The sequence below is a fragment of the Streptomyces griseorubiginosus genome, assembly GCF_001514195.1.
GTDB classification, from domain to species: Bacteria; Actinomycetota; Actinomycetes; order Streptomycetales; family Streptomycetaceae; genus Streptomyces; species Streptomyces griseorubiginosus.
Window position 1 is genome coordinate 442,673 of record NZ_KQ948735.1, and the last position, 25,859, is coordinate 468,531.

The 25,859-nt window shown below is 72.1% G+C and carries 21 protein-coding genes; 12 read left to right on the forward strand and 9 right to left on the reverse strand.

Features of this window, described 5'->3' with window-relative positions:
* Positions 1–17: 17 nt before the first annotated feature.
* From nirD to AQJ54_RS08525, 3 genes are read right to left on the reverse strand one after another with little or no spacing between them, the layout of a single operon-like run.
* Positions 18–368, reverse strand: coding sequence for a nitrite reductase small subunit NirD (gene nirD / locus AQJ54_RS08515; RefSeq protein ID WP_062027806.1), 351 nt, complete (start codon positions 366–368; stop codon positions 18–20).
* On the reverse strand, positions 365–2,968 hold the full coding sequence (nirB, locus tag AQJ54_RS08520) for a nitrite reductase large subunit NirB (RefSeq protein WP_062235612.1): 2,604 nt from the start codon (positions 2,966–2,968) through the stop codon (positions 365–367). The genes nirD and nirB overlap by 4 nt, the downstream gene beginning before the upstream one ends.
* Positions 2,968–4,179: an NAD(P)/FAD-dependent oxidoreductase gene (locus AQJ54_RS08525; RefSeq protein WP_062027810.1), complete on the reverse strand. Its 1,212-nt coding sequence runs from the start codon at positions 4,177–4,179 to the stop codon at positions 2,968–2,970. Before AQJ54_RS08525 ends, nirB begins: the two co-directional genes overlap by 1 nt.
* 318 nt (positions 4,180–4,497) lie before the next feature.
* On the opposite strand from AQJ54_RS08525, the gene AQJ54_RS08530 reads away from it, so the two are divergent.
* Complete coding sequence (locus AQJ54_RS08530; protein WP_062235615.1) at positions 4,498–5,280, forward strand: sulfite exporter TauE/SafE family protein; 783 nt, start codon at positions 4,498–4,500, stop codon at positions 5,278–5,280.
* A 15-nt stretch (positions 5,281–5,295) separates the two neighbouring features.
* On the forward strand, positions 5,296–5,841 hold the full coding sequence (gene cpt / locus AQJ54_RS08535; protein ID WP_211278511.1) for a chloramphenicol phosphotransferase CPT: 546 nt from the start codon (positions 5,296–5,298) through the stop codon (positions 5,839–5,841).
* A gap of 15 nt (positions 5,842–5,856) precedes the next feature.
* Here cpt and AQJ54_RS08540 read toward each other — a convergent pair whose 3' ends face one another.
* Together AQJ54_RS08540 and AQJ54_RS08545 are read right to left on the reverse strand one after the other, a co-directional pair.
* Entirely contained in the window at positions 5,857–6,489 is a 633-nt protein-coding gene (locus AQJ54_RS08540) for a class F sortase (protein WP_062027813.1), read from the reverse strand.
* A 111-nt stretch (positions 6,490–6,600) separates the two neighbouring features.
* On the reverse strand, positions 6,601–7,122 hold the full coding sequence (locus tag AQJ54_RS08545; protein WP_062027816.1) for a hypothetical protein: 522 nt from the start codon (positions 7,120–7,122) through the stop codon (positions 6,601–6,603).
* Positions 7,123–7,401: 279 nt separating this feature from the next.
* Here AQJ54_RS08545 and AQJ54_RS08550 point away from each other — a divergent pair, with 279 nt between their 5' ends.
* Complete coding sequence (locus AQJ54_RS08550; protein ID WP_079069787.1) at positions 7,402–8,031, forward strand: NADPH-dependent FMN reductase; 630 nt, start codon at positions 7,402–7,404, stop codon at positions 8,029–8,031.
* Positions 8,032–8,100: 69 nt separating this feature from the next.
* Here AQJ54_RS08550 and AQJ54_RS08555 read toward each other — a convergent pair whose 3' ends face one another.
* Both AQJ54_RS08555 and AQJ54_RS08560 read right to left on the reverse strand, forming a co-directional pair.
* Positions 8,101–9,000, reverse strand: a complete 900-nt coding sequence (locus AQJ54_RS08555) for an aminoglycoside phosphotransferase family protein (RefSeq protein ID WP_062235621.1) — start codon at positions 8,998–9,000, stop codon at positions 8,101–8,103.
* A 654-nt stretch (positions 9,001–9,654) separates the two neighbouring features.
* Entirely contained in the window at positions 9,655–11,310 is a 1,656-nt protein-coding gene (locus AQJ54_RS08560; RefSeq protein WP_062235624.1) for a M4 family metallopeptidase, read from the reverse strand.
* 130 nt (positions 11,311–11,440) lie between these two features.
* On the opposite strand from AQJ54_RS08560, the gene AQJ54_RS08565 reads away from it, so the two are divergent.
* On the forward strand, positions 11,441–11,905 hold the full coding sequence (locus AQJ54_RS08565; RefSeq protein WP_211278512.1) for a gamma-glutamylcyclotransferase family protein: 465 nt from the start codon (positions 11,441–11,443) through the stop codon (positions 11,903–11,905).
* Here the strand turns inward: AQJ54_RS08565 and AQJ54_RS08570 are convergent.
* A complete protein-coding gene (locus AQJ54_RS08570) occupies positions 11,853–14,186 on the reverse strand; it encodes a molybdopterin oxidoreductase family protein (RefSeq protein ID WP_062235629.1) in 2,334 nt (777 codons plus the stop codon). The two genes, AQJ54_RS08565 and AQJ54_RS08570, sit on opposite strands and share 53 nt — an antisense overlap.
* Positions 14,187–14,488: 302 nt before the next feature.
* Between AQJ54_RS08570 and AQJ54_RS08575 the strand changes: the two genes are divergently transcribed.
* From AQJ54_RS08575 to AQJ54_RS08585, 3 genes are read left to right on the forward strand one after another with little or no spacing between them, the layout of a single operon-like run.
* On the forward strand, positions 14,489–16,018 hold the full coding sequence (locus AQJ54_RS08575; protein WP_062235633.1) for an amino acid adenylation domain-containing protein: 1,530 nt from the start codon (positions 14,489–14,491) through the stop codon (positions 16,016–16,018).
* Entirely contained in the window at positions 16,015–17,262 is a 1,248-nt protein-coding gene (locus tag AQJ54_RS08580; RefSeq protein ID WP_062235636.1) for a ferredoxin reductase domain-containing protein, read from the forward strand. The genes AQJ54_RS08575 and AQJ54_RS08580 overlap by 4 nt, the downstream gene beginning before the upstream one ends.
* 12 nt (positions 17,263–17,274) lie before the next feature.
* Positions 17,275–18,042, forward strand: coding sequence for an enoyl-CoA hydratase-related protein (locus AQJ54_RS08585; RefSeq protein ID WP_062237046.1), 768 nt, complete (start codon positions 17,275–17,277; stop codon positions 18,040–18,042).
* Positions 18,043–18,097: 55 nt separating this feature from the next.
* Here the strand turns inward: AQJ54_RS08585 and AQJ54_RS08590 are convergent, their stop codons facing one another.
* Entirely contained in the window at positions 18,098–18,784 is a 687-nt protein-coding gene (locus AQJ54_RS08590; RefSeq protein ID WP_062235638.1) for a SanA/YdcF family protein, read from the reverse strand.
* Positions 18,785–18,994: 210 nt separating this feature from the next.
* Here AQJ54_RS08590 and AQJ54_RS08595 point away from each other — a divergent pair, with 210 nt between their 5' ends.
* The 5 genes from AQJ54_RS08595 to AQJ54_RS08615 all read left to right on the forward strand — a co-directional run bounded on the left by AQJ54_RS08595 (position 18,995) and on the right by AQJ54_RS08615 (position 25,855).
* Positions 18,995–19,774, forward strand: coding sequence for a sirohydrochlorin chelatase (locus AQJ54_RS08595; RefSeq protein WP_062235641.1), 780 nt, complete (start codon positions 18,995–18,997; stop codon positions 19,772–19,774).
* Positions 19,775–19,882: 108 nt separating this feature from the next.
* Positions 19,883–21,124, forward strand: coding sequence for a deoxyguanosinetriphosphate triphosphohydrolase (locus tag AQJ54_RS08600; protein WP_062235644.1), 1,242 nt, complete (start codon positions 19,883–19,885; stop codon positions 21,122–21,124).
* Positions 21,125–21,259: 135 nt separating this feature from the next.
* On the forward strand, positions 21,260–22,525 hold the full coding sequence (locus AQJ54_RS08605) for an NAD(P)/FAD-dependent oxidoreductase (RefSeq protein ID WP_062027838.1): 1,266 nt from the start codon (positions 21,260–21,262) through the stop codon (positions 22,523–22,525).
* 29 nt (positions 22,526–22,554) lie between these two features.
* Positions 22,555–24,462, forward strand: coding sequence for a DNA primase (gene dnaG, locus AQJ54_RS08610; RefSeq protein WP_062235647.1), 1,908 nt, complete (start codon positions 22,555–22,557; stop codon positions 24,460–24,462).
* A gap of 100 nt (positions 24,463–24,562) precedes the next feature.
* Positions 24,563–25,855: an RNA polymerase sigma factor gene (locus AQJ54_RS08615; RefSeq protein ID WP_062237049.1), complete on the forward strand. Its 1,293-nt coding sequence runs from the start codon at positions 24,563–24,565 to the stop codon at positions 25,853–25,855.
* Positions 25,856–25,859: the final 4 nt, after the last annotated feature.

Consider the following 25,859-nt stretch of genomic DNA (forward strand, 5'->3'; position numbering starts at 1 on the left):
CCCCTTCCCGCGCGCTCCTACGCCGCCCGCACCTCGTACGTCGCGATCCGTACCGACTCGTCGTCCAGGCACTGCCCGGTCTCCAGGTCGAAGCGCTGCTTGAGGAGGGGTGAGGCCACGAACGGGCGGCCCTGGTGGGTGCCGGTCAGGCCGCGGGAGAGGACCGCCGCGCCGCCGAAGGGGTCGCGGTTGTCGACGGCGTACAGATTGCCCGCGCGGTCGCGGAACAGGGCCGCCTGACGGCCGTCGGGCAGCAGGGCCGCCACTCCGCGGCCGGGGAGCAGCCGGGTCAGGTCGCAGACCGCGAACCAGTCGCCGTCCAGCTGGAGTTGGACCTTGAGGTCGGTGGTCTCGGGTGCCAGGGTCATCGCTGGGCGCTTCCTTCCAGGGGACGGTGGCCGATGGTCAGCAGCGGCAGGTCGGGCTTGATCTGCTCGCGCTCGGGGACGAAGCCGACGACCGGGTCGGGGGTGTCCGGCGCGTTCACGAAGGACACGAACCGGGCGAGCTTCTCGGGGTCGTTGATGGTGGTCGCCCACTCGTCGGCGTAGTGCGCCACGTGGGCCGTCATCAGGGACTCCAGCTCCTCGCAGATGCCGAGGGAGTCCTCCACGACCACGTCACGGACGTGGTCCAGGCCGCCGGGGATGCGCTCGAGCCAGGTCGAGGTGCGCTCCAGACGGTCCGCGGTGCGGATGTAGAACATCAGGAACCGGTCGATCAGCCTGACCAGTTCGGCGTCGGTGAGGTCCTGGGCCAGCAGGTCCGCGTGGCGCGGGGTCGCGCCGCCGTTGCCGCCGACGTAGAGGTTCCAGCCGCTCGAGGTGGCGATCACGCCGAAGTCCTTCGACTGGGCCTCGGCGCACTCGCGGGCGCAGCCCGACACCGCCGACTTGAGCTTGTGGGGCGACCTGAGCCCCCGGTAGCGCAGCTCCAGGTCGATCGCCATGCGGACCGAGTCCTGGACGCCGTAGCGGCACCAGGTCTGGCCGACGCAGGACTTCACGGTACGGAGGGACTTGCCGTAGGCGTGCCCGGACTCGAAGCCGGCGTCCACCAACCGGGTCCAGATCAGCGGGAGTTGTTCCACTCGCGCGCCGAACATGTCGATGCGCTGACCGCCGGTGATCTTCGTGTAGAGGCCGAAGTCGCGGGCGATCTCGCCGATCGTGATGAGCCCCTCGGGGGTGATCTCACCGCCGGGGATGCGCGGGACGACCGAGTAGGAGCCGTTCTTCTGGATGTTGGCGAGGAAGTGGTCGTTGGAGTCCTGGAGTGCCGCCTGCTCGCCGTCCAGGACGTAGCCGCTCGCGCCGATCGTCGGGGCGAGGGAGGCGATGATCGAGGCGACGGCCGGCTTGCAGATCTCGCAGCCGTCGCCGCCCCGGGCGCCGTCGCGACCGTAGCGGTCCAGGAGGTCCTGGTAGGTGTTGATGCGCAGGGCGAGGACGATCTCGTAGAGCTCCTCGCGGGTCTGCGAGAAGCAGCCGCACAGGCCCTTGTCGACCTCGACGCCGGACGCCTCCAGCTCGGCGGTGACCAGCTGTCCGAGCACCTTGACGCAACTGCCGCACGTGGTACCGGCCTTGGTGCACTTCTTCACCTCGGGCACCGTCGTGCAGTTGTGCTCGGTGACCGCCCCGCGGATCGTGCCCTTGCGGACGTTGTTGCAGGAGCAGATGATCGCGTCGTCCGGCAGTGCGGTCGGGCCGAGCTGCACCGACTCCCCGGCACCGGCGGGCAGAACCAGCGACTCGGGCTTGACCGGCGGGACCGAACCGGTGAACGCCTTCAGCGTGCCGTACGCCTCCGCGTCGCCGACCAGGATGCCGCCGAGCAGGGTGCCGTCCCGGCCGATGACCAGCTTCTTGTACAGGCCCGCGCGGGAGTCGGAGTACACGACGTCCAGGCAGTCCGCGGTCGCGCCGTGCGCGTCGCCGAAGGAGGCCACGTCCACGCCGAGCAGCTTCAGCTTGGTGGAGAGGTCGGCACCGACGAACGAGGCCTCGTCGGAGGCGATCGTCGCCGCCGCGGTCTCGGCCTGCTCGTAACCGGGGGCCACCAGGCCGTACACCCGGCCGTCGGCGGCCAGCGCACACTCGCCGATCGCGAACACGTGCGGGTCGGCGACCGTACGGCACTGCTCGTCGACGGTGATGCCGCCGCGCTCGCCGACGGTCAGGCCGCAGTCGCGGGCCAGCTGGTCGCGGGGGCGGACACCGGCGCTGAACACCACCAGGTCGGTGGCGAGTTCGGAGCCGTCGGACAGCTTCATGCCGGTGACGGCGCCGTTCTCGTCGACCACGATCTCCTGGGTGCCGACGCCCGTGTGGACGGTCAGGCCCATCCCCTCGATGGTGCGCAGCAGCGCCGCGCCACCGCCCTCGTCGACCTGCACCGGCATCAGCCGCGGCGCGAACTCCACGATGTGGGAGGTGAGTCCGAGACCCTTGAGCGCACCGGCCGCCTCCAGCCCGAGCAGACCGCCGCCGACCACGGCACCGGTGGTGCGGGTCCTCGCGTACTCCTCGATGGCGAGCAGGTCCTCGATCGTGCGGTAGACGAAACAGCCCTGGGCGTCCTTGTTCGGCACCGGCGGGACGAACGGGTACGAGCCGGTGGCGAGGACGAGGACGTCGTAGTCGAAGATCTGCCCGGACCTGGCCGTGACCTTCTTCGCGGAGCGGTCCACCGTGACGGCCGGGTCGCCGACGTACAGCTCGATGCCGTGCGTCTCGATGAACTCCATGTCCGTCATGGACAGTTCCTCGGGCGTCTTCCCCGAGAAGTACGAGGTGAGCGCGACGCGGTCGTACGCTGGACGCGGCTCCTCGCAGAGCACGACCACGCGGTGGGTCGCGGTCAGGCCGCGCGTGGCGAGGGCTTCGAGGAAGCGCTGGCCGACCATGCCGTGGCCGACGAGGACGATCGTGGGGGTGGCCTCTGTGGCCTCCGGGGTGGCGGTCATCAGGAGCCTCCATCGTTGGTGAGCAGGTGGAGCAGCGGGCCGCCTGCGGGGAGCGGTTCCGCTCCCTCCCAGGCGCGGGCGAGCGCGCCGACGGTGCCGAGTTCGCCGACGAGGACCCCGCCGACCAGGCGGTCGTCGCGGACGACGACCTTGCGGTAGGTGCCGCGGGTGGCGTCCGCGAGCTGGACGACGTCGTCGCCCGGCAGCGCCTCGGTCTCGCCGAACGCGGCCAGGTCGAAGGCGGTCTGTCCGGTGAGCGTGAGCCGCGTCAGTGAACGGGTGCCGGTGTAACGGGCGTTCGCGCGCCCGGCCAGCAACTCAGCCAGGGCATCCGCCTGTTCGAGAGCCGGGGTGGCGAGTCCGTAGACGGTGCCGTCGTGCTGGGCGCAGTCGCCGATGGCGTGGATGTGCGGGTCGGAGGTGCGCAGTTCGTCGTCCACGACGATGCCCTTGCGCACGTCCAGGCCGGCGGTCTGCGCGAGACCGACCCGGGGGTGGACCCCGCAGGCCAGGACCACGATCTCGGCGTCGAGCGTGTAACCGTCGGCCATCTCGACCGAGCGGACCGCGCCCCCGACACAGCGCACGTCCCGCACCCGCAGGTCGGTGTGGACCTCGACTCCGAGGTCCCCGAGGTGACGGCGGACCAGCTTGGACGCGCTCGGGTCGAGCTGGCGCTCCATCAGCCGTTCGGACTGCTGGGCCAGGATCACCTGGGCACCGCGCTGGGCGAGCGCGCGGGCCGCGGAGACGCCGAGGAGCCCGCCGCCGATCACGACGGCCTTCACCCCCGGCCGGACCGCCTCGGACAGCCCCAGGCAGTCGTCCATGGTGCGGAACGCGTGCACGCCCTTGGGCAGTTCGTGGTCCGCGGTGAACAGACCGCGCAGCGGCGGCAGCACCGGGTTGGAGCCGGTGGCCAGGACCAGCGTGTCGTATGCGATCTTCGAGCCGTCGGCGCACGCGACGGTCCGGGCCCCGCGGTCGATGCCGGTGACCCGGGCACGGGTCAGCGCGGCCGGCGCCGGGAGCGCGATCACGTCGGGGGTGTACCGCCCGGCCAGCACCTCGGCCAGGAGCACCCGGTTGTACGGGCGGTGCTCCTCCTCGCCGACGAGCGTCACGGGCGTGCCGAGCTCTCCGAGCCGCCGGGCGAGCCGTACGCCCGCGAGGCCGGCGCCGATCACCACCACACGCGTATTCGAGGTCATGATGTCGAGCGTGCGTTGCGGGTGTTACCCGACCGCATCGCGTCTGTTTCCCGTGAGGAACGCTGCCCTCAGTCGGCACCGGCGCCGGGTGTGAGGGTTCGGCAGGGGCGCCGGGGGCGCGGTGTGAGGAGGCCCGCGCGCGGGTGGATGAGGCCGTGAGGGATCCGCGCGTGCGGGTGGATGCGGCCGTGAGGGTTCACCGCGTGCGGGTGGATGCGGCCGTGAGGGTTCCCCGCGTGCAGGTGGACGCGGCCGTGAGGGTTCCCCGCGTCCAGGTAGGTGCAGGGCACACGAAGGGCGTCCCGTAGGGTCGCGATCATGCCCGACATATCGCTGACCACGGTCGTTCTCCTGTGCCTCGCGGCTCTCGCGGCCGGCTGGATCGACGCCGTGGTCGGCGGCGGGGGCCTCCTGCTGCTGCCGGTCCTGCTGCTCGGTCTGCCCGCGCACACCCCGGCCGCGCACGCGCTCGGCACCAACAAGGCGGTCGCCATCGTCGGCACCTCCGGGGCGGCGGTGACGTACGCCCGCAGGACACGGGTCGACGTACGGCTCGCCGTCCGCATCGGGATCGCGGCCCTCGCCGGCTCCTCGACGGGCGCGTTCCTCGCGGCCGGGATGAGCACGGAGGTGCTCAAGCCGCTGATCATGGTCGTGCTGCTGGGCGTCGCCGCCTTCGTGATCCTGCGCCCCGCCTTCGGCACCGCCCCCGCGACCGGCCCGGCCACCCGCCGCCAGGTCCTCGCCGCGATCGGCCTCGCCGGCCTCGGCATCGGGTTCTACGACGGTCTGATCGGCCCCGGCACCGGCACCTTCCTCGTCCTCACCCTCACCGCGGTCCTCCACCTGGACCTGGTGACCGCCTCCGCCACCGCGAAGATCGTCAATTGCTGTACCAACGCGGGAGCCCTCGCGATGTTCGCCTGGCAGGGTGCGGTCCTGTGGCAGCTCGCCGCGCTCATGGCGGTCTTCAACCTCGCCGGGGGCACCCTGGGCGCGCACACCGCGCTGAAGAAGGGCAGCGGTTTCGTCCGGGTCGTCCTGCTGACCGTCGTCTTCGCGCTGGTCGCGAATATTGCGTACGAACAGTGGCTCGCCTGACGTTACGGTGACGCGGTGACGACTCAGGTGATCGTGCTCAACGGCGGCTCCAGCTCCGGCAAGTCGGGCATCGCCCGGTGTCTCCAGGCGGTCCTGCCCGAGCCCTGGCTGGCCTTCGGGATCGACGGGTTCGTGGACTCGCTGCCGGCCGCGCTCCAGTCCTCGGACGAGGGCATCGACGTCGCGGCGGACGGCGGGGTGAGCGTCGGCGAGGAGTTCTCCCGGCTGGAGGCGGCCTGGCGGGCCGGGGTCGTCGCCACGGCATGGGCGGGTGCCCGGGTGATCGTCGACGACGTGTTCCTGGGCGGTGCGCACTCCCAGGAGCGGTGGCGCAAGAGCCTCGACGGCCTGGACGTGCTGTGGGTCGGCGTGCGCTGCGACGCCGAGGTCGCCGCGGGCCGGGAGATCGTGCGGGGCGACCGGGCGCGGGGGATGGCCGAGAAGCAGGCGGAGCTCGTCCACCGGGGCGTGGTCTACGACCTGGAGGTGGACACCACCCGCACCGAGGCCCTGGCGTGCGCGCGAACCATCGCGGAGGCGGTCGTCAGCGGCACCCCGTAAGCATCGCGAGCCCCGTCAACGGCTCCCCGTCAGATGCGCGAACACCACCACGTTCCCCCGGTAACCGGTCGCGCGTGAGTAACCGCCGCCGCAGGTGATCACCCGCAGCTCGGGCCTGGCCGCCGCCCCGTACACCTTCTCGTCGGGGAAGCCCTTCGCGTCGTACACCTCGACCGCGTCCACCGTGAACACCGCCACGCTGCCGTCGCGCCGGTCCACCTCGATCGCACTGCCCTTGCCGAGGGCGCCGAGGTCGTAGAAGACGGCGGGCCCCTCGGCGTTGTCCACGTGCCCGGCGACGATCGCGGTGCCCTTCTCACCGGGGGTGGTGCCGGCCTCGTACCAGCCGGCCAGGTTCTTCTTAGCGGCCGGCGGGACGTCGAGACTGCCGGTGCGGGTGAGGGCGAGGCCCATCAGGGGCGCGTCCACCCGGATCGAGGGGATGCGGATGCGGTCCGGCGGGGACGGCGGCAGCGCGGGCGCCGCGTCCCGTCCGGCGCCATCGCCCTGGGCGGAACGCGCCTGGGCGGCCGACGGCTGCGGCGGGGCGTGCGTCTCGTTGCCGCTGTGCAGCAGCCACGCGCCGCTGCACAGGGCCATCACGGTCACCCCGGCTATCGCGGTGTTCCCGAGTCCTCGGTTGCGCACAGGAGCTCCTCTACGGCCGGCCTGCCCGTCCCCCTCCGGGCCGCGAGGGGCGTCGGACCCGGAGGGGGAGGGGACATGCGGTACCGGCGGACGGACAGCGGAGGGTGTCCGTCACATCCCGTCGCCTCTCGCCCGGCGATGCAGGAGCCAGGTACCGCCCGCGGCGGCGACGGCAAGAGCCGCCACGCCGCCCGCGGTCTGCACGGGGTCGGGGCCGAGCGCGCCACCGACCCCCGTCTTCACACTTCCCCTGGGATGCACCGGCTGCCGCTGCGAGGTCAGCGACACCACCAGGTCACCGGTCACCCGCCGCCCGCTCTGCGCGCAGGTCGCGACGATCTCGTACGTCCCCGGCTGCGCGCTCGGCGGCACCCGGAACCCTCCGGTCGTGTCGCCCCCGTGCGTGCTGGGCGCCAGCGTGAAGGGGCCCGCGCCGACCGCGCTCGCGTCGCCGGCCGCGGCACCGTCCTCCCCGCACGCCGCCGTGGTCACCGTGACCTGCCCGCCCGGCACCACCGAGGACGGGAGGATCTCCAGTCCCCCCGCGTCCCCGGCGTGGGCCGGCGCGCAGACGAGTCCCGCGGCGGCGACGGCGAGCGCGCTGCCGGTGAGCAGGCGGACGGTGGTGCGCATGGTGCTCCCTCGAGCTCTCGGGTGGGGATCCCTGTGCCTTCGAGGTAAGTGGCAGTGGACCCGGACCGCTTCCTGAGAGGGCGTCAGAAATACGGTGAATGGGTGTCAGATCTGCGCGCGGCCCGGTCGGTCGTCCGAAGTTTCAGCAGGTCACCGCCGTACGGCGGAGGTGTCGTGGGCGAGAAGCGGAAGGGTGCGGCACGCGCGTGTGAACGGGTGACGCTCCCGGCGCCGCGCACGCTTGACCTCAACTTTGGTCGAGGTATCAGGCTGTCCTCCATGCAGACAGACACCGCTCAGACAGACACCGCTCAGACGGACACCGCTCGCACGGGCATCGCTCACCCGGACACCGCTCCGCTTCGCGTCGTCCTCGTCATCGGCAGCAACCGGCACGGCCGCTTCGGCCCGGTCGTCGCCGACTGGCTCCTCGACCGGCTGCGCGACCGCGACGACCTGGTCGCCGAGGTCGTGGACGTGGCCGAGGCCGACCTGCCCATGTCGTTCGCCTCGCCTCCGGCGCCCTCCGCCGTCACCCCGAAACTCGCGTCGGCCGACGCGTTCGTCGTCCTCACCCCCGAGTACAACCACTCCTTCCCGGCGGGCCTGAAGAACCTCGTCGACTGGCACTTCACCGAGTGGCAGGCCAAGCCGGTGGCCCTCGTCTCCTACGGCGGCGTCTCGGGCGGGCTGCGGGCCGTGGAACACCTGCGCCAGGTCTTCGCCGAGCTCCACGCGGTGACGGTGCGGGACACGGTGAGCTTCCACAACGCCGGCTCGTCCTTCGAGGACGGCCGCCCGAAGGACCCCTCCGGCCCGGACGCGGCGGCGAAGACGATGCTGGACCAGCTGGTGTGGTGGGGCAGGGTGCTGAGGCAGGGGAGGACGGCGATGCCCTACACCCGGTGAGGCCCTGCACCCGGTGAAGTCCAACGCCCAGGGAGGCCGAACACCCGGTGAGGCCGAGCCGGACGCCCCTCAGTGCCCGGCGAGCGCCTCGTCGATCGCCCGCTGACCCACCTCCGCCAGGACCGGGTTCTTCCCGCCCCGGTAGTAGTGCACCGCGCCCACGCCCCAGCACAGGGCCCACGCGCGTCCCCGTTCCCAGGTGGCGTCGTCGAACTCCGCCGCCTCCCGGAACAGCCGGCGGCTCTCGCCGGTGAACACGGTCCACGCCGGCAGGGTGTCCGCCGTGGGTTCCCCGACGCCGAGGCAGCCGAAGTCGATGACGGCGGTGAGACGGCCGTCCACGGCGAGCAGGTTGCCGGGGAGGAGGTCGGCGTGCAGCCAGACGGGCGCGCCGTCCCACCCGGGCAGTCGGCCGGCCTCGTCCGCGAGGGCGGTCGCCCCGTTCGCGTCCAGGAGGCCGGCGGCGCCGAGGTCCTGGATCGCCTCCCGGGTGCCGTCGTCGAAGAGGTGCAGGGGCCCGGGACGGTAGGAGGCCGGCCCGCCGGTCACGTCGACCGCCCGCAAAGCGGAGACGAACCGCCCCAACTCCACCGCGGCGTGGGTGAGTTCGGTGAGCGGTGAGTCGTAGGCGTTGTCCCCGTCCAGCCACCGGTACACCCCCCAGGGCAGCGCGTACCCCCGGCCGGGTTCCCCCTTGGCCAACGGCTCCGGCACCGCCAGCGGAAGCCGGGGTGCCAGCAGGGGCAGCCACCGGTGCTCGAACTCCACCTGGTGCCCGCCGCCGGGCAACCGCGGCAGCCGTACGACCATGTCGTCCCCGAGCCGGAACATCGCGTTGTCCGTCCCGGCCGACTCGACGCGGGAGACGGGGAGTTCGCCCCAGCGCGGAAACTGGTCGGCGATCAGCCCGCGCACCAACTCCGCGTCGATGTCGAGCTCGTCGGCGTGCATCTTCGTGGGGGACGACATGGGGCTCCGGGGGAGGGGGCGGGCATCGGCGGTGGAGCGTATCCACGGGGAGGAGTCCGCTGCCATCGCTTTTCCCGTGGGGAGGCGTCCGCTGCCATCGCGTTTCTCGCGGGGAGGAGTCCGCTGCCATCGCGTTTCTCGCGGAGAGGAGTCCGCTGCCATCCCTTTTCCCCCGCGGGAGGAACACTCTGCCCTCGCTCTCTCCCCCCCCCCCGGCCCCAGTGCGTGATCAGCCCCCGCTGCCGGACGAGAAACCCTCCGCGAGCGTGCGATGCCGCCCCGCCGCCTGCCGGGCCTCGGCGGACGTGACCGGAGACCCCGGCAGAGTGCCGATGCGCTCGATCTCGTCGGCGAAGCGCAGGTGCTCGGCGGGCGTGCTCCCGGCAGGCCAGACAGGTCACCCGGTCGGGCCGCGGCGAGGTCATGGCGTACGGCACCGTCAGCCCGCACCCGGTGTCGACGACGCTCGGCAGGTCCCCGGCGATCCCGAACGTGGCTGCGAGCATGGTGCGCACGGCGGCCTCGCCACGCACCACCTTCACCTCGACATGGATGTGCGGATCGTCCACGCCCACCTACCGTCTCGTTCCGTCACGGGTACGGCCGCCCCGGACTCCGGGGCGGCCGTGTCACACGTCGCAGGACGACGGATCGTCAGTTCACGTTCACCGCGCTCCAGGCGGCCGCCACCGCGTTGTACTCGGTGCTGCCCGCACCGTACAGGTCCTTCGCCGCGTTCAGCGTGGCCGTCCGCGCCCCCGCGTAGTTCGTCGAGGACGTCATGTAGACCGTCAGCGCCCGGTACCAGATCGCGCCCAGCTTGTCCCGGCCGATGCCGGTGACCGTGGAGCCGTTGGAGGTGGGGGAGTTGTAGCTGACGCCGTTGATGGTCTTCGGACCGCTGCCCTCGGCCAGCAGGTACGCGAAGTGGTTCGCGACCCCGGAGGAGTAGTGGACGTCGAGGTTGCCCACCGAACTGCTCCAGGAGTCCGCGGACTTGCCGTCCTTGGAGGGCTTGTCCATGTAGCGCAGGGCGTCCCGGCCGAAGCCGGAGCGGACGATCTTCTCGCCGATGAGGTAGTCGCCGAGGTCCGAGGAGTTGCCCGCGTAGAACTCCACCAGGCTGCCGAAGATGTCGGAGGTCGCCTCGTTGAGCCCGCCGGACTCGCCGGAGTAGGTCAGCGCCGCCGTCTTCGACGTCACGCCGTGCGACATCTCGTGCCCCGCCACGTCCAGCGACACGAGCGGGCCGAGCTGCGTCCCGTCACCGTCGCCGTACGTCATGCAGAAGCAACTGTCGTCCCAGAAGGCGTTGTTGTAGTTGTTGCCGTAGTGGACGCGGTTGTAGGAGCCCTTGCCGTCGCCGCCGATGCCGTTCCGCCCGTGGACGTTCTTGTAGTAGTCCCAGGTGACGTCGGTCCCGTACTGCGCGTCCACCGCCGCGGTGGCCCGGTCCGACGTCGCCCCCGTGCCCCAGTGGTTGTCGGCGTCGGTGAACAGGGTCGCGGGGGCCCGGCTGAAGCAGATGTTCAGGAAGCACAGGTCGGTCTTGTTGGCGGCGTCCCCGGTGTAGGTGTTCCCGCGCGTTGCGTCCTTGAGCTGGTACGTCGATCCCGACTGGGTGGTGTTCAGTGCGACCGTGCCGCTGTACAGCGACTTCCCGTCGCCGGCGGCCTGTTCGATGCTGTCCCAGGCGTCGATCTGGGCCCCCGTGCGGGCGTCGGTGAGGACGGTCCGGGCGACCGGGTTGCCGAGCGAGTCCTGTGCGGCCGCGTTGGTCTGCCAGGCCAGCTTCGGCGCCCCGTGCAGGGCGTCGACGACCAGCTGCGGCTTGGCGGTGAGCTTCTTCAGCGTCTCGCCGAGGTTGGCCGCCCGGAGCGCGTTCGTCGCGAGGCCGGCGGCCTTCGGGGCGGACACGGCAGGGGTCACGCTCGACAGGGAGATCGCGGCCTTCGTGGCGCGGGAGGAGCTCTTGTACGCCCCGTCCGGAGCCAGGTGGACCACGAAGTCGCCGCCCAGCACGGGCAGTTGACGGTAGGTGCGGTCGTAGCGGACGTGCTGCGTGCCGTCGGGGTCGACGATCACGTCACGGACCTTGGTGCGCTGCGCGGAGGTGAGGCCCAGTGCCGAGGCCTGGTCGGCCAGGACGGACGCCGCGTTGTCGAGCGCGGTGGCTCTGGTGGGCCGCTCGGCGGCGCCTGCGGCGGGGGAGAGGGCGGCGGCCAGCAGGGTGGCTGCGGTGGCGGCCACTCCGGCGGTGGCGAGCCGACGGGAACGGGCACCTCGGACGTACGGCCGTATCCGACTCATCGGTCTCCTCAGAACGGCGCCAGTGGGGCGCGTGGGGGTGGCGCGGACGTTGTCGAAGATTTAAGAGGTCATGACAAGCCGTGTCCATACCGCGTCACGTGCAGGTGTGTGAGGGGAGAGAATCGTTTCTGTGACCCCTGTACGGCTCCCGTTCTTCGTCTACGGCACCCTCCGCCCCGGCGAGGTCAACCACGACCTCTTCCTGCGTGGCCGCGTCCGCTGCGAGGAGCCGGGCCGGCTGCCCGGCGCGCTGCTCTACGACGGCCCCGGATACCCGTACGTCGTCGAGGAGCCGCACGGCGGACCGGTGTGCGGTGAGCTGGTCACCGCGGACCCCGGGGAGTACGACGAACTGCTCACCGCTCTCGACGAGTTGGAGGAGTACCGCCCGGGAGACCCGCGCAACCTCTACGAACGGGTCGCCCGCGAGGTGGTGCGCGTCGCCGACGGGACGGCCGTGCGCGCGTGGGTGTACGTGGCCGCGCCCTCCGTCGCCGTACGCCTGCGCTCGCGCGGCACGCTGATCGGGAGCGGCGACTGGCTCACCCGGCGTCCTGCCGCTCCACCGCCTCCACCCGCACCGCGCACGCCTTGAACTCCGGCATCCGTGACGTCGGGTCCAGCGCCGGATTGGTGAGGGTGTTGGCGCGGCCCTCGCCGTACCAGTGGAAGGGCATGAAGACGGTGTCGGGGCGGATGCCGAGCGTGATGCGGGCCGGGGCGACGGCCCGCCCGCGCCGCGAGACCACGGCCACCGGATCGCCCTCGGCGGCCCCGAGCCGCTCCGCGAGCCGCGGGTGCAGCTCCACGAAGGGTCCCGGCGCGGCGGCGTTCAGCTCGTCCACCCGGCGGGTCTGCGCGCCGGACTGGTACTGCGCCACGACCCGCCCGGTCGTCAGCAGTACCGGGTACTCCGCGTCGGGCTCCTCCGCGACCGCCCGGTGCGAGACGGGGACGAAGCGGGCCCGGCCGTCGGGGTGCGCGAACCGGTCCAGGAAGAGCCGCGGGGTGCCGGGGTGCGCCGCGGTGTCGCCAGCCGGGCGGGGCTGAGCCGTGGTGTCTGCGGTCGGGTGGGGCTGCGCTGCGGTGTTCCCGGTCGGCCCGGGCTCCGCCGTGGTGTCTCCGGTCGGGTGGGGCTGCACCGTGGTGTTCCCGGTCGGGCGGAGCTGCGCCGCGGAGTCCCCGGTCGGGCCGGGCTCCGCCGTGGTGTTCCCGGTCGGGCCGGGCTCCGCCGTGGTGTTCCCGGTCGGGCCGGGCTCCGCCGCCGTGTCCTCGGTCGGGCAGGGCCAGAACACCCCGTTCTCCTCGGCGAGCCGTCGGTACGTGATCCCGGAGTAGTCCGCCGGACCGCCCGCGCTCGCCCGCCGCAGCTCCTCGAAGACCTCCTCGGGGTCGGTCGGGAAGCCCTTCTCCACCCCCAGACGGTCGGCGAGTTCGTGCAGGACCTCCAGGTCGCTGCGGATGCCGTCCGGGGGCGAGATCGCCTTGCGGCGCAGCAGCACCCGCCCCTCCAGGTTGGTCGTCGTGCCCGTCTCCTCGGCCCACTGCGTCACCGGCAGCACCACGTCCGCGAGAGCGGCCGTCTCCGACAGCACGACATCGCAAACGGCAAGGAAGTCAAGGGACTTGATGTGCTCCTCGATGTGCGCGGCACGCGGCGCCGACACCACCGGGTTGGACCCCATCAGGAGCAGGGACCTGATGTCGGTACCGAGCGCGTCCAGCAACTCGTAGGCGCTGCGCCCCGGTCCGGGCAGCGTGTCGGGGTCCACGCCCCACACCTCGGCGACATGGGCCCGCGCGGCCGGGTCGTCCAGCTTGCGGTAGCCGGGCAACTGGTCCGCCTTCTGGCCGTGTTCACGCCCACCCTGTCCGTTGCCCTGCCCGGTCAGACACCCGTACCCGCTGTACGGCCGACCCGCGCGCCCGGTCGCCAGGCACAGGTTGATCCAGGCGCTCACGGTGTCGGTGCCCTTGGACTGCTGCTCGGGCCCGCGCGCGGTGAGCACCATCGCGGACTCCGGCTCGCAGAACAGCCGTACGGTCTCCCGGAGTTGGGGAACGGGGACGCCGGTGATCCGCTCGACGTACTCCGGCCAGTGGGCCATCGCGGCGGCCCGCGCGTCCTCCCAGCCGACCGTGCGCTCCCGGACGTACTCCTCGTCGACCCGGCCCTGAGCCACCACCAGGTGCAGCAGACCGAGGGCGAGGGCGAGGTCCGTGCCGGGCCTCGGCATCAGATGCAGGTCGGCCTGCTCGGCGGTCCTGGTCCGGCGCGGGTCGATGACGATCAGCGTGCCGCCGTTCTCCTTCAGCTCGGTGAAGAACCGCAGGGCGGGCGGCATGGTCTCGGCGGGGTTGGAGCCGACGAGGATCACACAGCCGGACTTCGGGATGTCCTCCAGCGGGAAGGGCAGCCCGCGGTCCAGGCCGAAGGCCTTGATGCCGCCGGCCGCCGCCGACGACATGCAGAAGCGGCCGTTGTAGTCGATCTGCGAGGTGCCGAGGACGATCCGGGCGAACTTGCCGAGCGTGTACGCCTTCTCGTTGGTGAGGCCGCCCCCGCCGAAGACCCCGCACGCGTCCGGGCCATGTTCCGAGCGCGTGCGGGCCAGCCCCCCGGCGATCCGGTCCAGTGCCTCGTCCCAGGTCGCGGGCACGAGCGTGCCGCCGGTGCGCACCAACGGGGAGGTCAGGCGCACCCGGGAGGAGAGCACCGCGGGCGCGGTACGGCCCTTGCCGCACAGCGCGCCCCGGTTCACCGGGAAGTCCGCGCGCTCACCGACCTCGACGGTCCCGTCCGGGGCGGGGGTCAGGTTCATCCCGCACTGGAGGGCGCAGTACGGGCAGTGCGTGGGCGTCGGGGAGTTCGGCATGTCCCTCAGCGTGCTTCGGCCGTGTTACGCCGGGGACGGCCCCGTGTTACGCACCCAAGACGACGACCTCCCGTCCGGCGCCCGGAAGCCGTGAGGCACGGACCCGTCCACCGGGTGGCCGCCGCCGGACGGTACGGAAGGTGCCTGCGATGTGAAAGACACCACATGTGGCGCGTTTTCTCGCGTAGTTGGCCGGTCACGCCTTGTTGAGTGTTGAAAAACCGCTACTACAGTCGAGCGCGGATCCAGCTTGGCGCCAGGCACCCCGTCATGCGAGAAGCCAGCCAGGAGGTTCCCCCGGCATGTCTCTGCGCCTGCTGACCAACCGTGATCAACACCTCTTCCGGGCCTACGGCCACGGTCCTGCCGTCCCCGTGCCCGACCCGCTCGTCCACCGCGCCGTCGAACGCCGGGCCGCCGCGGCCCCGCACGCCGTGGCGGCGGAACACGCGGGAGCGACGATCACCTACGGCGAGCTCGACCGGTACGCCGACGCCCTCGCCGCCCGCCTGATCCGCGAGGGCGTACGGCCCGGCGACCACGTCGGACTCTTCGTACGCCGTTCCGTCCCGATGCTCGTCGGCCTGCTCGGCATCCTGAAGGCGGGTGCCGCCTACGTCCCCCAGGACATCGGCCTCACCCCCGCGCCCCAGCTCGCCCACGTGATCGGCGCCGCCCGGACCCGGATCGTCCTCACCGTCGCCGAGCACGCGGGCCGCGTCCCCCGGGGCCCGCACGTGATCACCCTCGACGAACCGCTGCCGTACGAGCCGGCCGGCGCACCCGCACGGGCCGTCCGCCCGGACGACGGCTGCTACGTCCTGTTCACCTCGGGCACCACCGGCCGCCCCAACGGTGTGAAGGTCACCCACCGCAACGTCGCCAACCTCCTGCTCACCGAACCGGGCGGCCTCGGCATCCGCCCCGGCGACCGGGTGGCCCACCTCCTCAACGTGGCCTTCGACATGGCGGCCTGGGAGATCCTCGGCTGCCTCACCCACGGCGGCACCCTCGTCATCCGCGGCCGGGACCTCACGGCGGCGGCCCGGACCGCCGACGTCCTGATCGCCACCCCGACCGTGCTGTCCGGGATCGACCCGGCCGCCTGCCCGCGCGTCCGCACGGTCGCCGTGGCCGGGGAGCCCTGCCCGCGCCCGCTGGCCGACCGCTGGGCCGCGCGGGCCGCCTTCCACAACTGCTGCGGGCCCACCGAGACGACCATTGTCAACACCATGAGCCGCCACGACCCGGCGGCCCCGCTGCTGACCATCGGCCGCCCGACCCCCAACAACACGGTCTACGTCCTCGACGCCGACCGGCGTCCGCTGCCGATCGGCGCGGTCGGCGAGATGTGGGCGGGCGGCGCCGGTGTCTCGGCGGGCTACCTGGACAACCCGGCGCTGAATGCCGAGCGCTACGCCCCCGATCCCTTCCTCGGCGGCGAGCACCGCATGTTCCGCACCCGGGACCTCGGCCGCTGGACCGCGGACGGGCAGCTCGAACACCTCGGCCGCACCGACGACCAGGTCAAGGTCCGCGGCTTCCGCGTCGAGCTCGACTCCGTCTCCTCGGTCCTGGAGTCCGTCGAGGGCTGCGCCCGCGCGGTCACCCTCAGGCGGGACGCCCGCACCCTGGTCTCCTTCGTCTGCCCGGCGGACGTCGACCCCGACCGGGCCCGGCGGGCGGTCGCGGACGCGCTGCCGTACTACTGCGTCCCCGAGACTGTCATGCCCCTGCCATTCTTACCGGAGACGGACCGGGGCAAGATCGACAAGGCGGCGCTGCTGCGGCTGGCCCTGCACGGCGAGTCCCTCCAGGGAGCGGTCCGATGACCACGTCGCTCGACCGGGACACGGTCGACCTCCCGCCGCTGCTCCCCGGCGTCCGGCGTCTGCTCAAGCACCCGCGCCTGATGCACTACAACCGGCTGGCCGCCCTGGTGATCGCCGCGAACCTCGGCTTCCTGTACGCCGGTTGGGCGCCCACCCCGGCGACCATGGGCCGCGCGGCCCTCGTCAACCTGGCCCTGGCCGTGCTCGTCCGCCAGCAGTACGTCGTCAACCTCTTCTTCCGGCTGGCCACTTGGCCCCCGACGAGCTGGCCGCTGCGGATCCGCTGGACGCTCGGGAAGGTCTACCACTTCGGCGGACTGCACGTGGGCGGAGCACTGGCAGGCACGGCCTGGTACCTGGCCCTGACCGTCGCAACGCCCAACGGCCCCTCGACGGCCGTCGGTTGGGCGCTGATCGCCCTCCTCGCGCTCATCGTCGCCACCGCCCTGCCGCCCTTCCGGTCCCGTCACCACGACCACTTCGAGAAGATCCACCGCTTCGGCGGCTGGACGGCCCTGGCCCTCTTCTGGACGCACACGCTCCTCGCCGCTCCCGGCCCCTTCGACGTCACGGTCCTCGCCGTCGTCACCTTCAGCGTGGCCCTGCCCTGGCTGCGGCTGCGCAAGGTCGCCGTACGCCTCGAACGGCCCTCCCCGCACGTGGTGCTGGCCCGCTTCGACCACGGCGAGACCCCCTTCGCGGGCTCGTCCACCGCGATCAGCCGCAGTCCACTGAAGGAGTGGCACTCCTTCGCCAACGTCCCCGCCCCCGGCGAACCCGGCTTCCGGCTCACCATCTCCCGGGCCGGCGACTGGACCGGCGCCTTCATCGACGACCTGCCGCCGAAGGTCTGGGTCAAGGGCATCACCACCGCCGGCGTCGCCAACATCGAGACCCTGTTCACGAAGGTGGTGTACGTGGCGACCGGCAGCGGCATCGGCCCCTGCCTGCCCCACCTCCTCGCCGCCGAGGTGCCCTCCCGCCTGGTCTGGGCCACCCGCGACCCCCGCACCACCTACGGCGACGCCCTGGTCGACGAGATCCTCGCCGTCCAGCCGCACGCCCTGGTCTGGGACACCTCCCGGCACGGCAAGCCCGACATGGTGCGCCTCGCCTACGAGGCCTACCGGGACTTCGGGGCAGAGGCCGTCATCTGCATCTCCAACAAGAAGCTCACCTGGCAGGTGGTGCACGGCCTGGAACGGCGGGGCATCCCGGCGTACGGCGCGATCTGGGACTCGTAGAGAGGGATGACGATGAACCACCTGAAGCTCGAACGGCACGGCGCCGTCGTGACCGTACGCCTGAACCGCCCGCACGTCCGCAACGCGCTCAGCTCCGCGCTGCTGGCCGAACTCCTCGACGCGCTGCGCCCGTTGGACGCGGATCCGGAGGTGGGCTGCTTCGTCGTCACCGGCTCGGAGCGGGTCTTCGCGGCGGGCGCCGACATCAGGGAGATGGCCGGGAAGTCGGCCGTGGAGATGGCGGAGGAGGACTGGTTCGCCGACTGGGAGGAGTTCGCCGACCTGCGCACCCCGAAGATCGCCGCCGTCAACGGCCCCGCGCTGGGCGGCGGTTGCGAGCTGGCGATGATGTGCGACCTCGTCATCGCGGGGGAGTCCGCGGTCTTCGGGCAACCGGAGATCAAGCTGGGCGTGATCCCCGGGATCGGCGGCACCCAGCGGCTGACCCGCCTGGTCGGCAGGGCCACGGCGATGGACCTGGTCCTCACCGGCCGCACGATGGACGCGCGGGAGGCGGGGCGCTGCGGCCTCGTCTCCCGGGTCGTACCGGACGACCGGGTCCTGCCGGAGGCCCTGGAAGCGGCGGCCACCGTCGCCTCGTACGGACGCACGGCGGTCCGGGCGGCCCGTGAGTGTGTGAACCAGGCCCTGGAGACGGGCCTGCGCGACGGCATCCGCTTCGAACGCCGGGTCTTCCACGCCCTGTTCGCGACCGCGGACCAGAAGGAGGGCATGACCGCGTTCCTGGAGAAACGCACCCCACGCTTCACCGGCCGGTGACGGAGGACCCGGGTGCGGGACGTGCGGCGCCCCGCACCCGGGTCCACCCGCCTGCTCAGTGGGCGGAGGCCAGCGCGTTCGTCACGCCCGGCTCCTTCGGGCCCAGGAACCGGGGGTCCGGCCGGAACACCACGTCCAGCGCCGCCTTGCTCGCCGCCAGGATCTCCCGGGTGCCGCCGTAGTACCAGGTGACGTCGTGCTTGGCGGACACGCCGACCCCGTACGAGGAGATGCCCGCCGCCTCGCAGAGCGCGACCGCGCGCCGGATGTGGAAGTCCTGACTGATCAGCACCGCCCTGTCCACGCCGAAGATCTTCCGGGCCCGGACGCACGAGTCCCAGGTGTCGAAGCCCGCGTAGTCGCTGACGATCCGGGTGTCCGGGACGCCGTGCCGGGTCAGATACGCGCGCATGGCGTCGGGCTCGTCGTAGTCCTCGCGGCTGTTGTCCCCGGTGACGAGGACGGCCTTGATCCGCCCGTCCCGGTACAGCGTCGCCGCCGCGTCCAGCCGGTGGGCGAGGTACGGCGAGGGCTCGCCGTCCCACAGCCCCGCCCCGAACACGACGGCCACGTCGGTGCGGGGCGCGTCGGCCGTCGTCCCCAGCCGGCCCTCCGTCGAGAGGTACAGCCACGTCGACGGCAGCAGCGCGAGCACACACCCCGCCATCACGGCCTGCACCAGCCCGCGCCGCCCGGCACGCGTGCGTGGCAGACGCGGTCGGCGCATCTTCGGCAGTCGCATCGGACGGTCCCTCCCGGTGGTCTTTCCGACAACCAGGACGTCCCGCCGAACGGTCCGGTTCGCCGACCCCGACGTGACCAGGCTCACTCGCGACCGCGAACACCCAGGTCACGCGACCTCACACGGCACCCCCGCGGACCGTGAAGCCCCTGAAAGGCCGCGTTATTGCCGTGAAACGGGGAGGCAACCTCCAAGCGCCACCATCACTGCATGAACCGGATCAGCAGCCAGCCCGGCCTCGTCTCCCTCGACGACAGGCGCCGCCCCGAGCCGCCCGCCCTCGTCCTGGTGGCCCACGGCAGCCGCGACCCGCGCACCCTCGCCACGGTTCACGACCTCCTCGACCAGGTCCGCGACCGGCGCCCCGACCTGCCGGTCCACCTCGGCCACATCGAACTCAACGAACCCCTGCTGCCGGACACGCTGGCCTCCCTGGGCACGGCGGACGCGGTCCTGGTCCCGCTGCTCCTCTCCCGCGGCTACCACGTGAAGCGCGACATCCCGGACATGGCGGCCGCCTCCCCGGCACGCACGCGCGTGGCCGCTCCGCTGGGCCCCCATCCCCTTCTGGTGGACACCCTGCACGCCCGTCTGGTGGAAGCGGGCTGGCACACCGGGACGGACGAGGAGACCCGCCGCGAGAGCGCGGTCGTCCTGGCGTCGGCAGGTTCCCGGGACCCGGAGTCGGCCATCGACACCCGCCGCACGGCCCAGCTCCTCGCAGAGCGCCTCGGCGTCCCGGTGGTCCCGGCGTACGCCTCGGCGGCGACCCCGACGGTCGAGACGGCGATCAGGGCACTGACGGCGAGGGGCCGCCACAAGGTCGCAGTGGCCTCGTACTTCACCGCGCCGGGCCTGTTCGCGAGGCAGTGCGCGGAGAAGGCCCCGTGGATCGCCTCGGCCCCGCTGGGCACCCACCCGGCGATGGCCGACCTGATCCTCCACCGCTACGACCAGGCATCGGCGACTCAGGTGACATCAGCTGCCTAGGGGCGCGGGGAACTGCGCGACAAGCCACGATGGCGCCGCACTCGCCATATAACCGGAACCCGGCAGACGCACCGGCGAATTGTCAGTACCTGCCCGTACTGTCAAGACATGCCGTACGACCCGCAGTCAACCGAACGCTGGGCCCCCGAACCAGACAAGCGCCCCGGCCGCACCGCCTTCCAACGCGACCGCGCCCGCATCCTCCACTCCGCCGCGCTCAGAAGGCTCGCCGGCAAGACGCAGGTCGTCACCCCGGGCACCCTCAGCCAGGTCTGGGACGCCAGCCCCCGCACCCGCCTCACTCACTCCCTGGAATGCGCCCAGGTCGGCCGAGAGCTCGGCGCGGCCCTCGGCTGCGACCCGGATCTCGTGGAGGCCGCCTGTCTCGCCCACGACCTCGGCCACCCCCCGTTCGGCCACAACGGCGAACAGGCCCTGAACGAGTTCGCCGACGACTGCGGCGGCTTCGAGGGCAACGCCCAGTCCCTGCGGCTCCTCACCCGCATCGAGCCCAAACGCTTCACCGAGGAGGGCTCGGTGGGCCTGAACCTCACCCGGGCCACCCTCGACGCGGCCACCAAGTACCCCTGGGCGCGCGGCGCGCACCCCACCCGGAAGTTCGGCGTGTACGAGGACGACCGTCCCGTCTTCGACTGGATCCGCAAGGACGCCCCCGACACCCGCACCACCTTCGAGGCGCAGGTCATGGACTGGTCCGACGACGTGGCGTACTCCGTCCACGACGTCGAGGACGGCCTGCACGCCGGCCACATCGACCCCAACTGCCTGCACGCCGAACCGGAACGCGCGGCGGTCTTCGAGGTGGCCCTCGGCCGGTACGTCCCCGCCGACACCGACCCGGCGGAGCTCGCGGCCGCCCTCGACCGGCTCCAGGACCAGGAGTGGTGGCCGCACGGCTACGACGGCTCCGCCGTGGCCCAGGCCCGCCTCAAGGACGCCACCAGCCAGCTCATCGGCCGCTTCTGCCTGTCCGCCGAGGCCGCCACCCGCGAGCGGTACGGCACCGGGCGGCTCACCCGATACGGCGCCGAACTCGTCGTACCGCACGGGACCCGGCTGGAGTGCGCGGTCCTCAAGGCCGTCGCCGACCGGTACGTCATGCAGCGCGCCGAGCAGGAGCGGCTGCGGGCCGACCAGCGGATCGTGGTCGCGGAACTCGCCGAGGCGCTCACCGCCCGCGCCCCCGACGGACTCGACCCGCAGTTCCGGGCCCTGTTCGACCAGGCGTCCGACGACCGTGCCCGCAAGCGGGTGATCGTCGACCAGATCGCGTCCCTCACCGACGCGTCGGCGCGCTCGCTTCATGCGCGTCTCATGGGGCACGTGTAGAAAGCACGCGACAGGAGTGACGGGAAACGAGCCCGAAGGTGACCCTCCGTGGCCTGATCGGGCCACTCCCTCTTCCCCCCTCACGCTCCGTGCGGGAGGCTCCAAGGTGGCGGCACCCCTACGAGGAGGCATCAAGTGGTCGACGCGGATCAGACTTTTGTCATCGTGGGAGGAGGTCTCGCCGGGGCGAAGGCGGCCGAGACGCTCCGCACGGAGGGCTTCACCGGCCGCGTGATACTGATCTGCGACGAACGCGACCACCCCTACGAGCGCCCGCCGCTCTCCAAGGGCTACCTCCTCGGCAAGGAGGAGCGCGACAGCGTCTTCGTCCACGAACCCGCCTGGTACGCGCGCAACGACATCGAGCTGCACCTCGGCGAGACCGTCGACGCCATCGACCGTACGGCGAAGACGGTCCGCTTCGGCGAGGACGGCACCGCCGTCCACTACGACAAGCTGCTCCTGGCCACCGGCGCCGAGCCCCGCCGGCTGGACATCCCCGGCACCGACCTGGCCGGCGTCCACCACCTGCGGCGCCTCGCCCACGCCGAGCGTCTCAAGGGCGTCCTGGCGGCGCTCGGCCGGGACAACGGCCACCTCGTGATCGCCGGTGCCGGCTGGATCGGCCTGGAGGTCGCGGCAGCGGCCCGGGAGTACGGCGCGGAGGTCACCGTCGTCGCCTCCTCGCCCACCCCGCTGTACTCGGTGCTCGGCCCCGAGCTCGGCAACGTCTTCGCGGAGCTGCACCGCGAGCACGGCGTCCGCTTCCACTTCGGGGCGAGGCTGACGGAGATCGTCGGACAGGACGGCATGGTCCTCGCGGCCCGGACCGACGACGGCGAGGAGCACCCGGCGCACGACGTCCTCGCGGCGGTCGGCGCGGCCCCGCGCGTCGCCCTCGCGGAGCAGGCGGGTCTCGAGCTGGTGGACCGGGCGCAGGGCGGCGGGATCGCGGTGGACGAACAACTGCGCACCTCCGACCCGGACATCTACGCGGCCGGTGACGTGGCCTCCTTCCATCACGCCCGCTTCGACACCCGGCTGCGCGTCGAGCACTGGGCCAACGCCCTCAACGGCGGACCGGCGGCGGCCCGCGCGATGCTGGGCCGCCAGGTGACGTACGACCGGGTGCCCTATTTCTTCTCCGACCAGTACGACCTGGGCATGGAGTACAGCGGCTGGGCGCCCCCGGGCTCCTACGACGAAGTGGTGATCCGGGGAGACGCCGGCAAGCGCGAGTTCATCGCGTTCTGGGTGAAGCAGGGCCGGGTGCTGGCCGGGATGAACGTCAACGTGTGGGACGTCACGGAGCCGATCCAGGCACTGATCCGCTCCGGCACCCCGGTGGACACCGAGGCGCTGGCGGACCCGCACGTTCCGCTCGAAAGCCTCGTCCCGTAGGTGTCAGTCCGTCCCCGTAGACTTCACGCGTGGCAGGACGGATCAACGACGAGGACGTGAAGGCGGTACGGGACGCGGTCCCGATCGACGCCGTGGTGTCCGAGTACCTCCAGCTGCGCAACGCGGGTGGCGGCAACCTCAAGGGGCTGTGCCCCTTCCATGACGAGAAGTCGCCGTCCTTCCAGGTCAGTCCGAGCAAGGGCCTCTTCCACTGCTTCGGCTGCCAGGAGGGCGGCGACACCATCACGTTCGTGATGAAGGTCGACCACCTCTCCTTCTCGGAGGCGGTCGAGCGCCTCGCCGCCCAGGCCGGCATCACCCTGCGCTACGAGGAGGGCGGCTACAACCCCGCCCACCAGCGCGGCGAGCGCATCCGCCTGGTCGAGGCCCACAAGATCGCCGCCGACTGGTACATGGAGCAGCTGGCGAGCAGCCCGGAGGCCGACACCGGCCGCCAGTTCCTCGCCGAGCGCGGCTTCGACCAGGCGGCCGCCGCGCACTTCTCCGTCGGCTACAGCCCGCAGGGCTGGGACCACCTCACCCGTTTCCTGCGCGGCAAGGGCTTCACCGACAAGGAGCTCCTGCTCTCCGGCCTCTCCCAGGAGGGCCGCCGCGGCCCCATCGACCGCTTCCGCGGCCGCCTGATGTGGCCCATCCGCGACATCGGCGGCGAGGTCGTCGGCTTCGGCGCGAGAAAGCTCTACGAGGCGGACAACGGCCCGAAGTACCTCAACACGCCCGAGACCGCGATCTACAAGAAGTCCCAGGTCCTCTACGGCATCGACCTCGCCAAGAAGGACATCGCCAAGTCCTCCCGCGCGGTCGTCGTCGAGGGCTACACCGACGTCATGGCCTGCCACCTCGCCGGCGTCACCACCGCCATCGCGACCTGCGGCACCGCCTTCGGCGGCGACCACATCAAGATCCTGCGCAGGCTGCTGATGGACAACGGCTCGGCCCGCGTGATCTTCACCTTCGACGGCGACGCGGCCGGCCAGAAGGCGGCCCTGCGCGCCTTCGAGGACGACCAGAAGTTCGCCGCCGAGACCTACATCGCCATCGCCCCCGACGGCATGGACCCCTGCGACCTGCGCCTCGCCAAGGGCGACGACGCGGTCGCCGACCTCGTCGAACCCCGCACCCCGCTCTTCGAGTTCGCGCTGCGCCAGATCGTCGTCCGCTACGACCTCGACACCCCGGCGGGCCGGGCCGCAGCCCTCGACGAGGCGGCCCCCATCGTCGCCCGCATCAAGAACAGCGGCGCCCAGCACGAGGTCGCCGTCCAGCTCGCCGGCATGCTCGGCATCCTCGACACCCAGTTCGTGGTCAAGCGGGTGGCCCAGCTGGCCCGTTGGGCCCGCGACCGCGGCGGCAAGGGCCCGGCCCCGCAGGGACGCGGCCCCCAGCAGCCGTCGTACGACTCGGCCCACCGCCCCGCCGTCTCCGGCCCCGCCCTGACCCTGCGCAACCCCGTCTACGCCACCGAGCGCGAGCTGCTCAAGCTCGCCCTCCAGCGCCCCGAGCTGGTCTCCCCGGCCTTCGACGCGTACGGCGTCGACGAGTTCACCGCCCCGCCCTACGCCGCCGTACGCCAGGCCATCATGGACGCGGGCGGCGCCGAGTACGGCGTCCAGGACTCCCAGGACTACCTGGTCCGGGTCCGCGAGGCCGCCCCCGACGACGCGGTCCGCGCCATGGTCACCGAGCTGGCCGTCGAGGCGATCATGCGGCGCACGGTCGACGAGAACTACGCGGGCGAACAGCTCGTCTGGGTCCGCCGCCGTGCCGTCGACCGCCGCATCCAGGAGGTCCAGGGCACCCTGATCCGCCTGGGCACCGGCGGCGACCCCGCCCACCTGGCCGCCGTGCAGAACGAACTGTGGGTCCTCCAGCAGTACGGCCAGGCACTGCGCGAGCACGGGGCCGCGGCCCTCTGAGAAACCCTACGGCGGGGTAACCACGGGGTCACGGGCCGATTGCAAAAAGTCACCGCACGCCCCTCGTGGCGGCGATGTGTCGTACTCCACACTGGGTCCGGTGCCTGAGTCCTCGGAGCGCGGCCGATCCGTCCCCAGCGGGTCCCACACCCCCGCGGTTCCGCTCATCGCGTACGGGACGGACAGCGGCGAGGCCGCCGACTCCGCCCCCGAAGCGCCGCTGCCGTACTCCTTGGCAGCGATCATCCTGGAGGTCGCCCCCGTGCAGACCCAGACCCTCACACAGACCGAGAACAGTGCGGACGACACGGCAGAACCGGACGCCGAGACCGACGTGCTCGTCGCGGTGCCCCCGCAGAACCGTGTCGTGCACCACCCCGAGGCGGAGCCGGACGCCCCGCCCGCCGAAGCGCTCGACGCCGTGGAGACCGAACCCGTCGAGCCGCCCGAACCACCCCGCGGCCGCGCCACCGACACCGGCGGCCCCTCCTCGGACCTGTTCCGCCAGTACCTGCGCGAGATCGGCCGTATCCCGCTGCTCACCGCGGCCGAGGAGGTCGAACTCGCCCGCCGGGTCGAGGCCGGCCTGTTCGCCGAGGAGAAACTGAGCAACACCCCGTCCCTGGACAGCCAGTTGGCGCTCGACCTGGACCGCCTGGTGGTGATGGGCCGGATGGCCAAGCGCCGCCTCATCGAAGCCAACCTGCGCCTGGTCGTCTCGGTCGCCAAGCGGTACGTCGGCCGCGGCCTGACCATGCTCGACCTGGTCCAGGAGGGCAACCTCGGCCTCATCCGCGCGGTCGAGAAGTTCGACTACGCCCGCGGCTACAAGTTCTCCACCTACGCCACCTGGTGGATCCGCCAGGCCATGTCCCGGGCCCTCGCCGACCAGGCCCGGACGATCCGGGTCCCGGTCCATGTCGTCGAGCTGATCAACCGGGTCGTCCGGGTGCAGCGGCGCATGCTCCAGGAACGCGGGTACGAGCCGACGCCGGAGGAGGTGGCCGCGCATCTGGATCTCGCGCCGGAGCGGGTGAGCGAGGTGCTGCGGCTCGCCCAGGAACCGGTGTCTCTGCACGCCCCGGTGGGGGAGGAGGACGACGTCGCCCTCGGTGACCTGATCGAGGACGGGGACGCGACGTCTCCGGTGGAGTCGGCGGCGTTCCTGCTGCTCAGGGAGCACCTTGAGGCGGTGCTGTCGACGCTGGGGGAGCGGGAGAGGAAGGTCGTGCAGCTGCGGTACGGGCTGGCTGACGGCCGTCCCCGTACGTTGGAGGAGATCGGGCGGATCTTCGGGGTGACCCGGGAGCGGATACGGCAGATCGAGTCGAAGACGCTCAACAAGCTGCGGGATCACGCATTTGCGGATCAGCTGAGGGGTTATCTGGACTGAGAAA

Coding starts and splice junctions, on each gene's coding strand:
- AQJ54_RS08580 (WP_062235636.1), top strand. CDS start 16,015: ATGACCACGTCGCTCGACCGGGACACGGTCGACCTCCCGCCGCTGCTC.
- AQJ54_RS08570 (WP_062235629.1), bottom strand. CDS start 14,186: ATGCCGAACTCCCCGACGCCCACGCACTGCCCGTACTGCGCCCTCCAG.
- nirB (WP_062235612.1), bottom strand. CDS start 2,968: ATGACCGCCACCCCGGAGGCCACAGAGGCCACCCCCACGATCGTCCTC.
- AQJ54_RS08595 (WP_062235641.1), top strand. CDS start 18,995: ATGAACCGGATCAGCAGCCAGCCCGGCCTCGTCTCCCTCGACGACAGG.
- nirD (WP_062027806.1), bottom strand. CDS start 368: ATGACCCTGGCACCCGAGACCACCGACCTCAAGGTCCAACTCCAGCTG.
- AQJ54_RS08555 (WP_062235621.1), bottom strand. CDS start 9,000: ATGTCGTCCCCCACGAAGATGCACGCCGACGAGCTCGACATCGACGCG.
- AQJ54_RS08600 (WP_062235644.1), top strand. CDS start 19,883: ATGCCGTACGACCCGCAGTCAACCGAACGCTGGGCCCCCGAACCAGAC.
- AQJ54_RS08590 (WP_062235638.1), bottom strand. CDS start 18,784: ATGCGACTGCCGAAGATGCGCCGACCGCGTCTGCCACGCACGCGTGCC.
- AQJ54_RS08560 (WP_062235624.1), bottom strand. CDS start 11,310: ATGAGTCGGATACGGCCGTACGTCCGAGGTGCCCGTTCCCGTCGGCTC.
- AQJ54_RS08575 (WP_062235633.1), top strand. CDS start 14,489: ATGTCTCTGCGCCTGCTGACCAACCGTGATCAACACCTCTTCCGGGCC.
- AQJ54_RS08530 (WP_062235615.1), top strand. CDS start 4,498: ATGCCCGACATATCGCTGACCACGGTCGTTCTCCTGTGCCTCGCGGCT.
- AQJ54_RS08550 (WP_079069787.1), top strand. CDS start 7,402: ATGCAGACAGACACCGCTCAGACAGACACCGCTCAGACGGACACCGCT.
- AQJ54_RS08525 (WP_062027810.1), bottom strand. CDS start 4,179: ATGACCTCGAATACGCGTGTGGTGGTGATCGGCGCCGGCCTCGCGGGC.
- AQJ54_RS08545 (WP_062027816.1), bottom strand. CDS start 7,122: ATGCGCACCACCGTCCGCCTGCTCACCGGCAGCGCGCTCGCCGTCGCC.
- AQJ54_RS08585 (WP_062237046.1), top strand. CDS start 17,275: ATGAACCACCTGAAGCTCGAACGGCACGGCGCCGTCGTGACCGTACGC.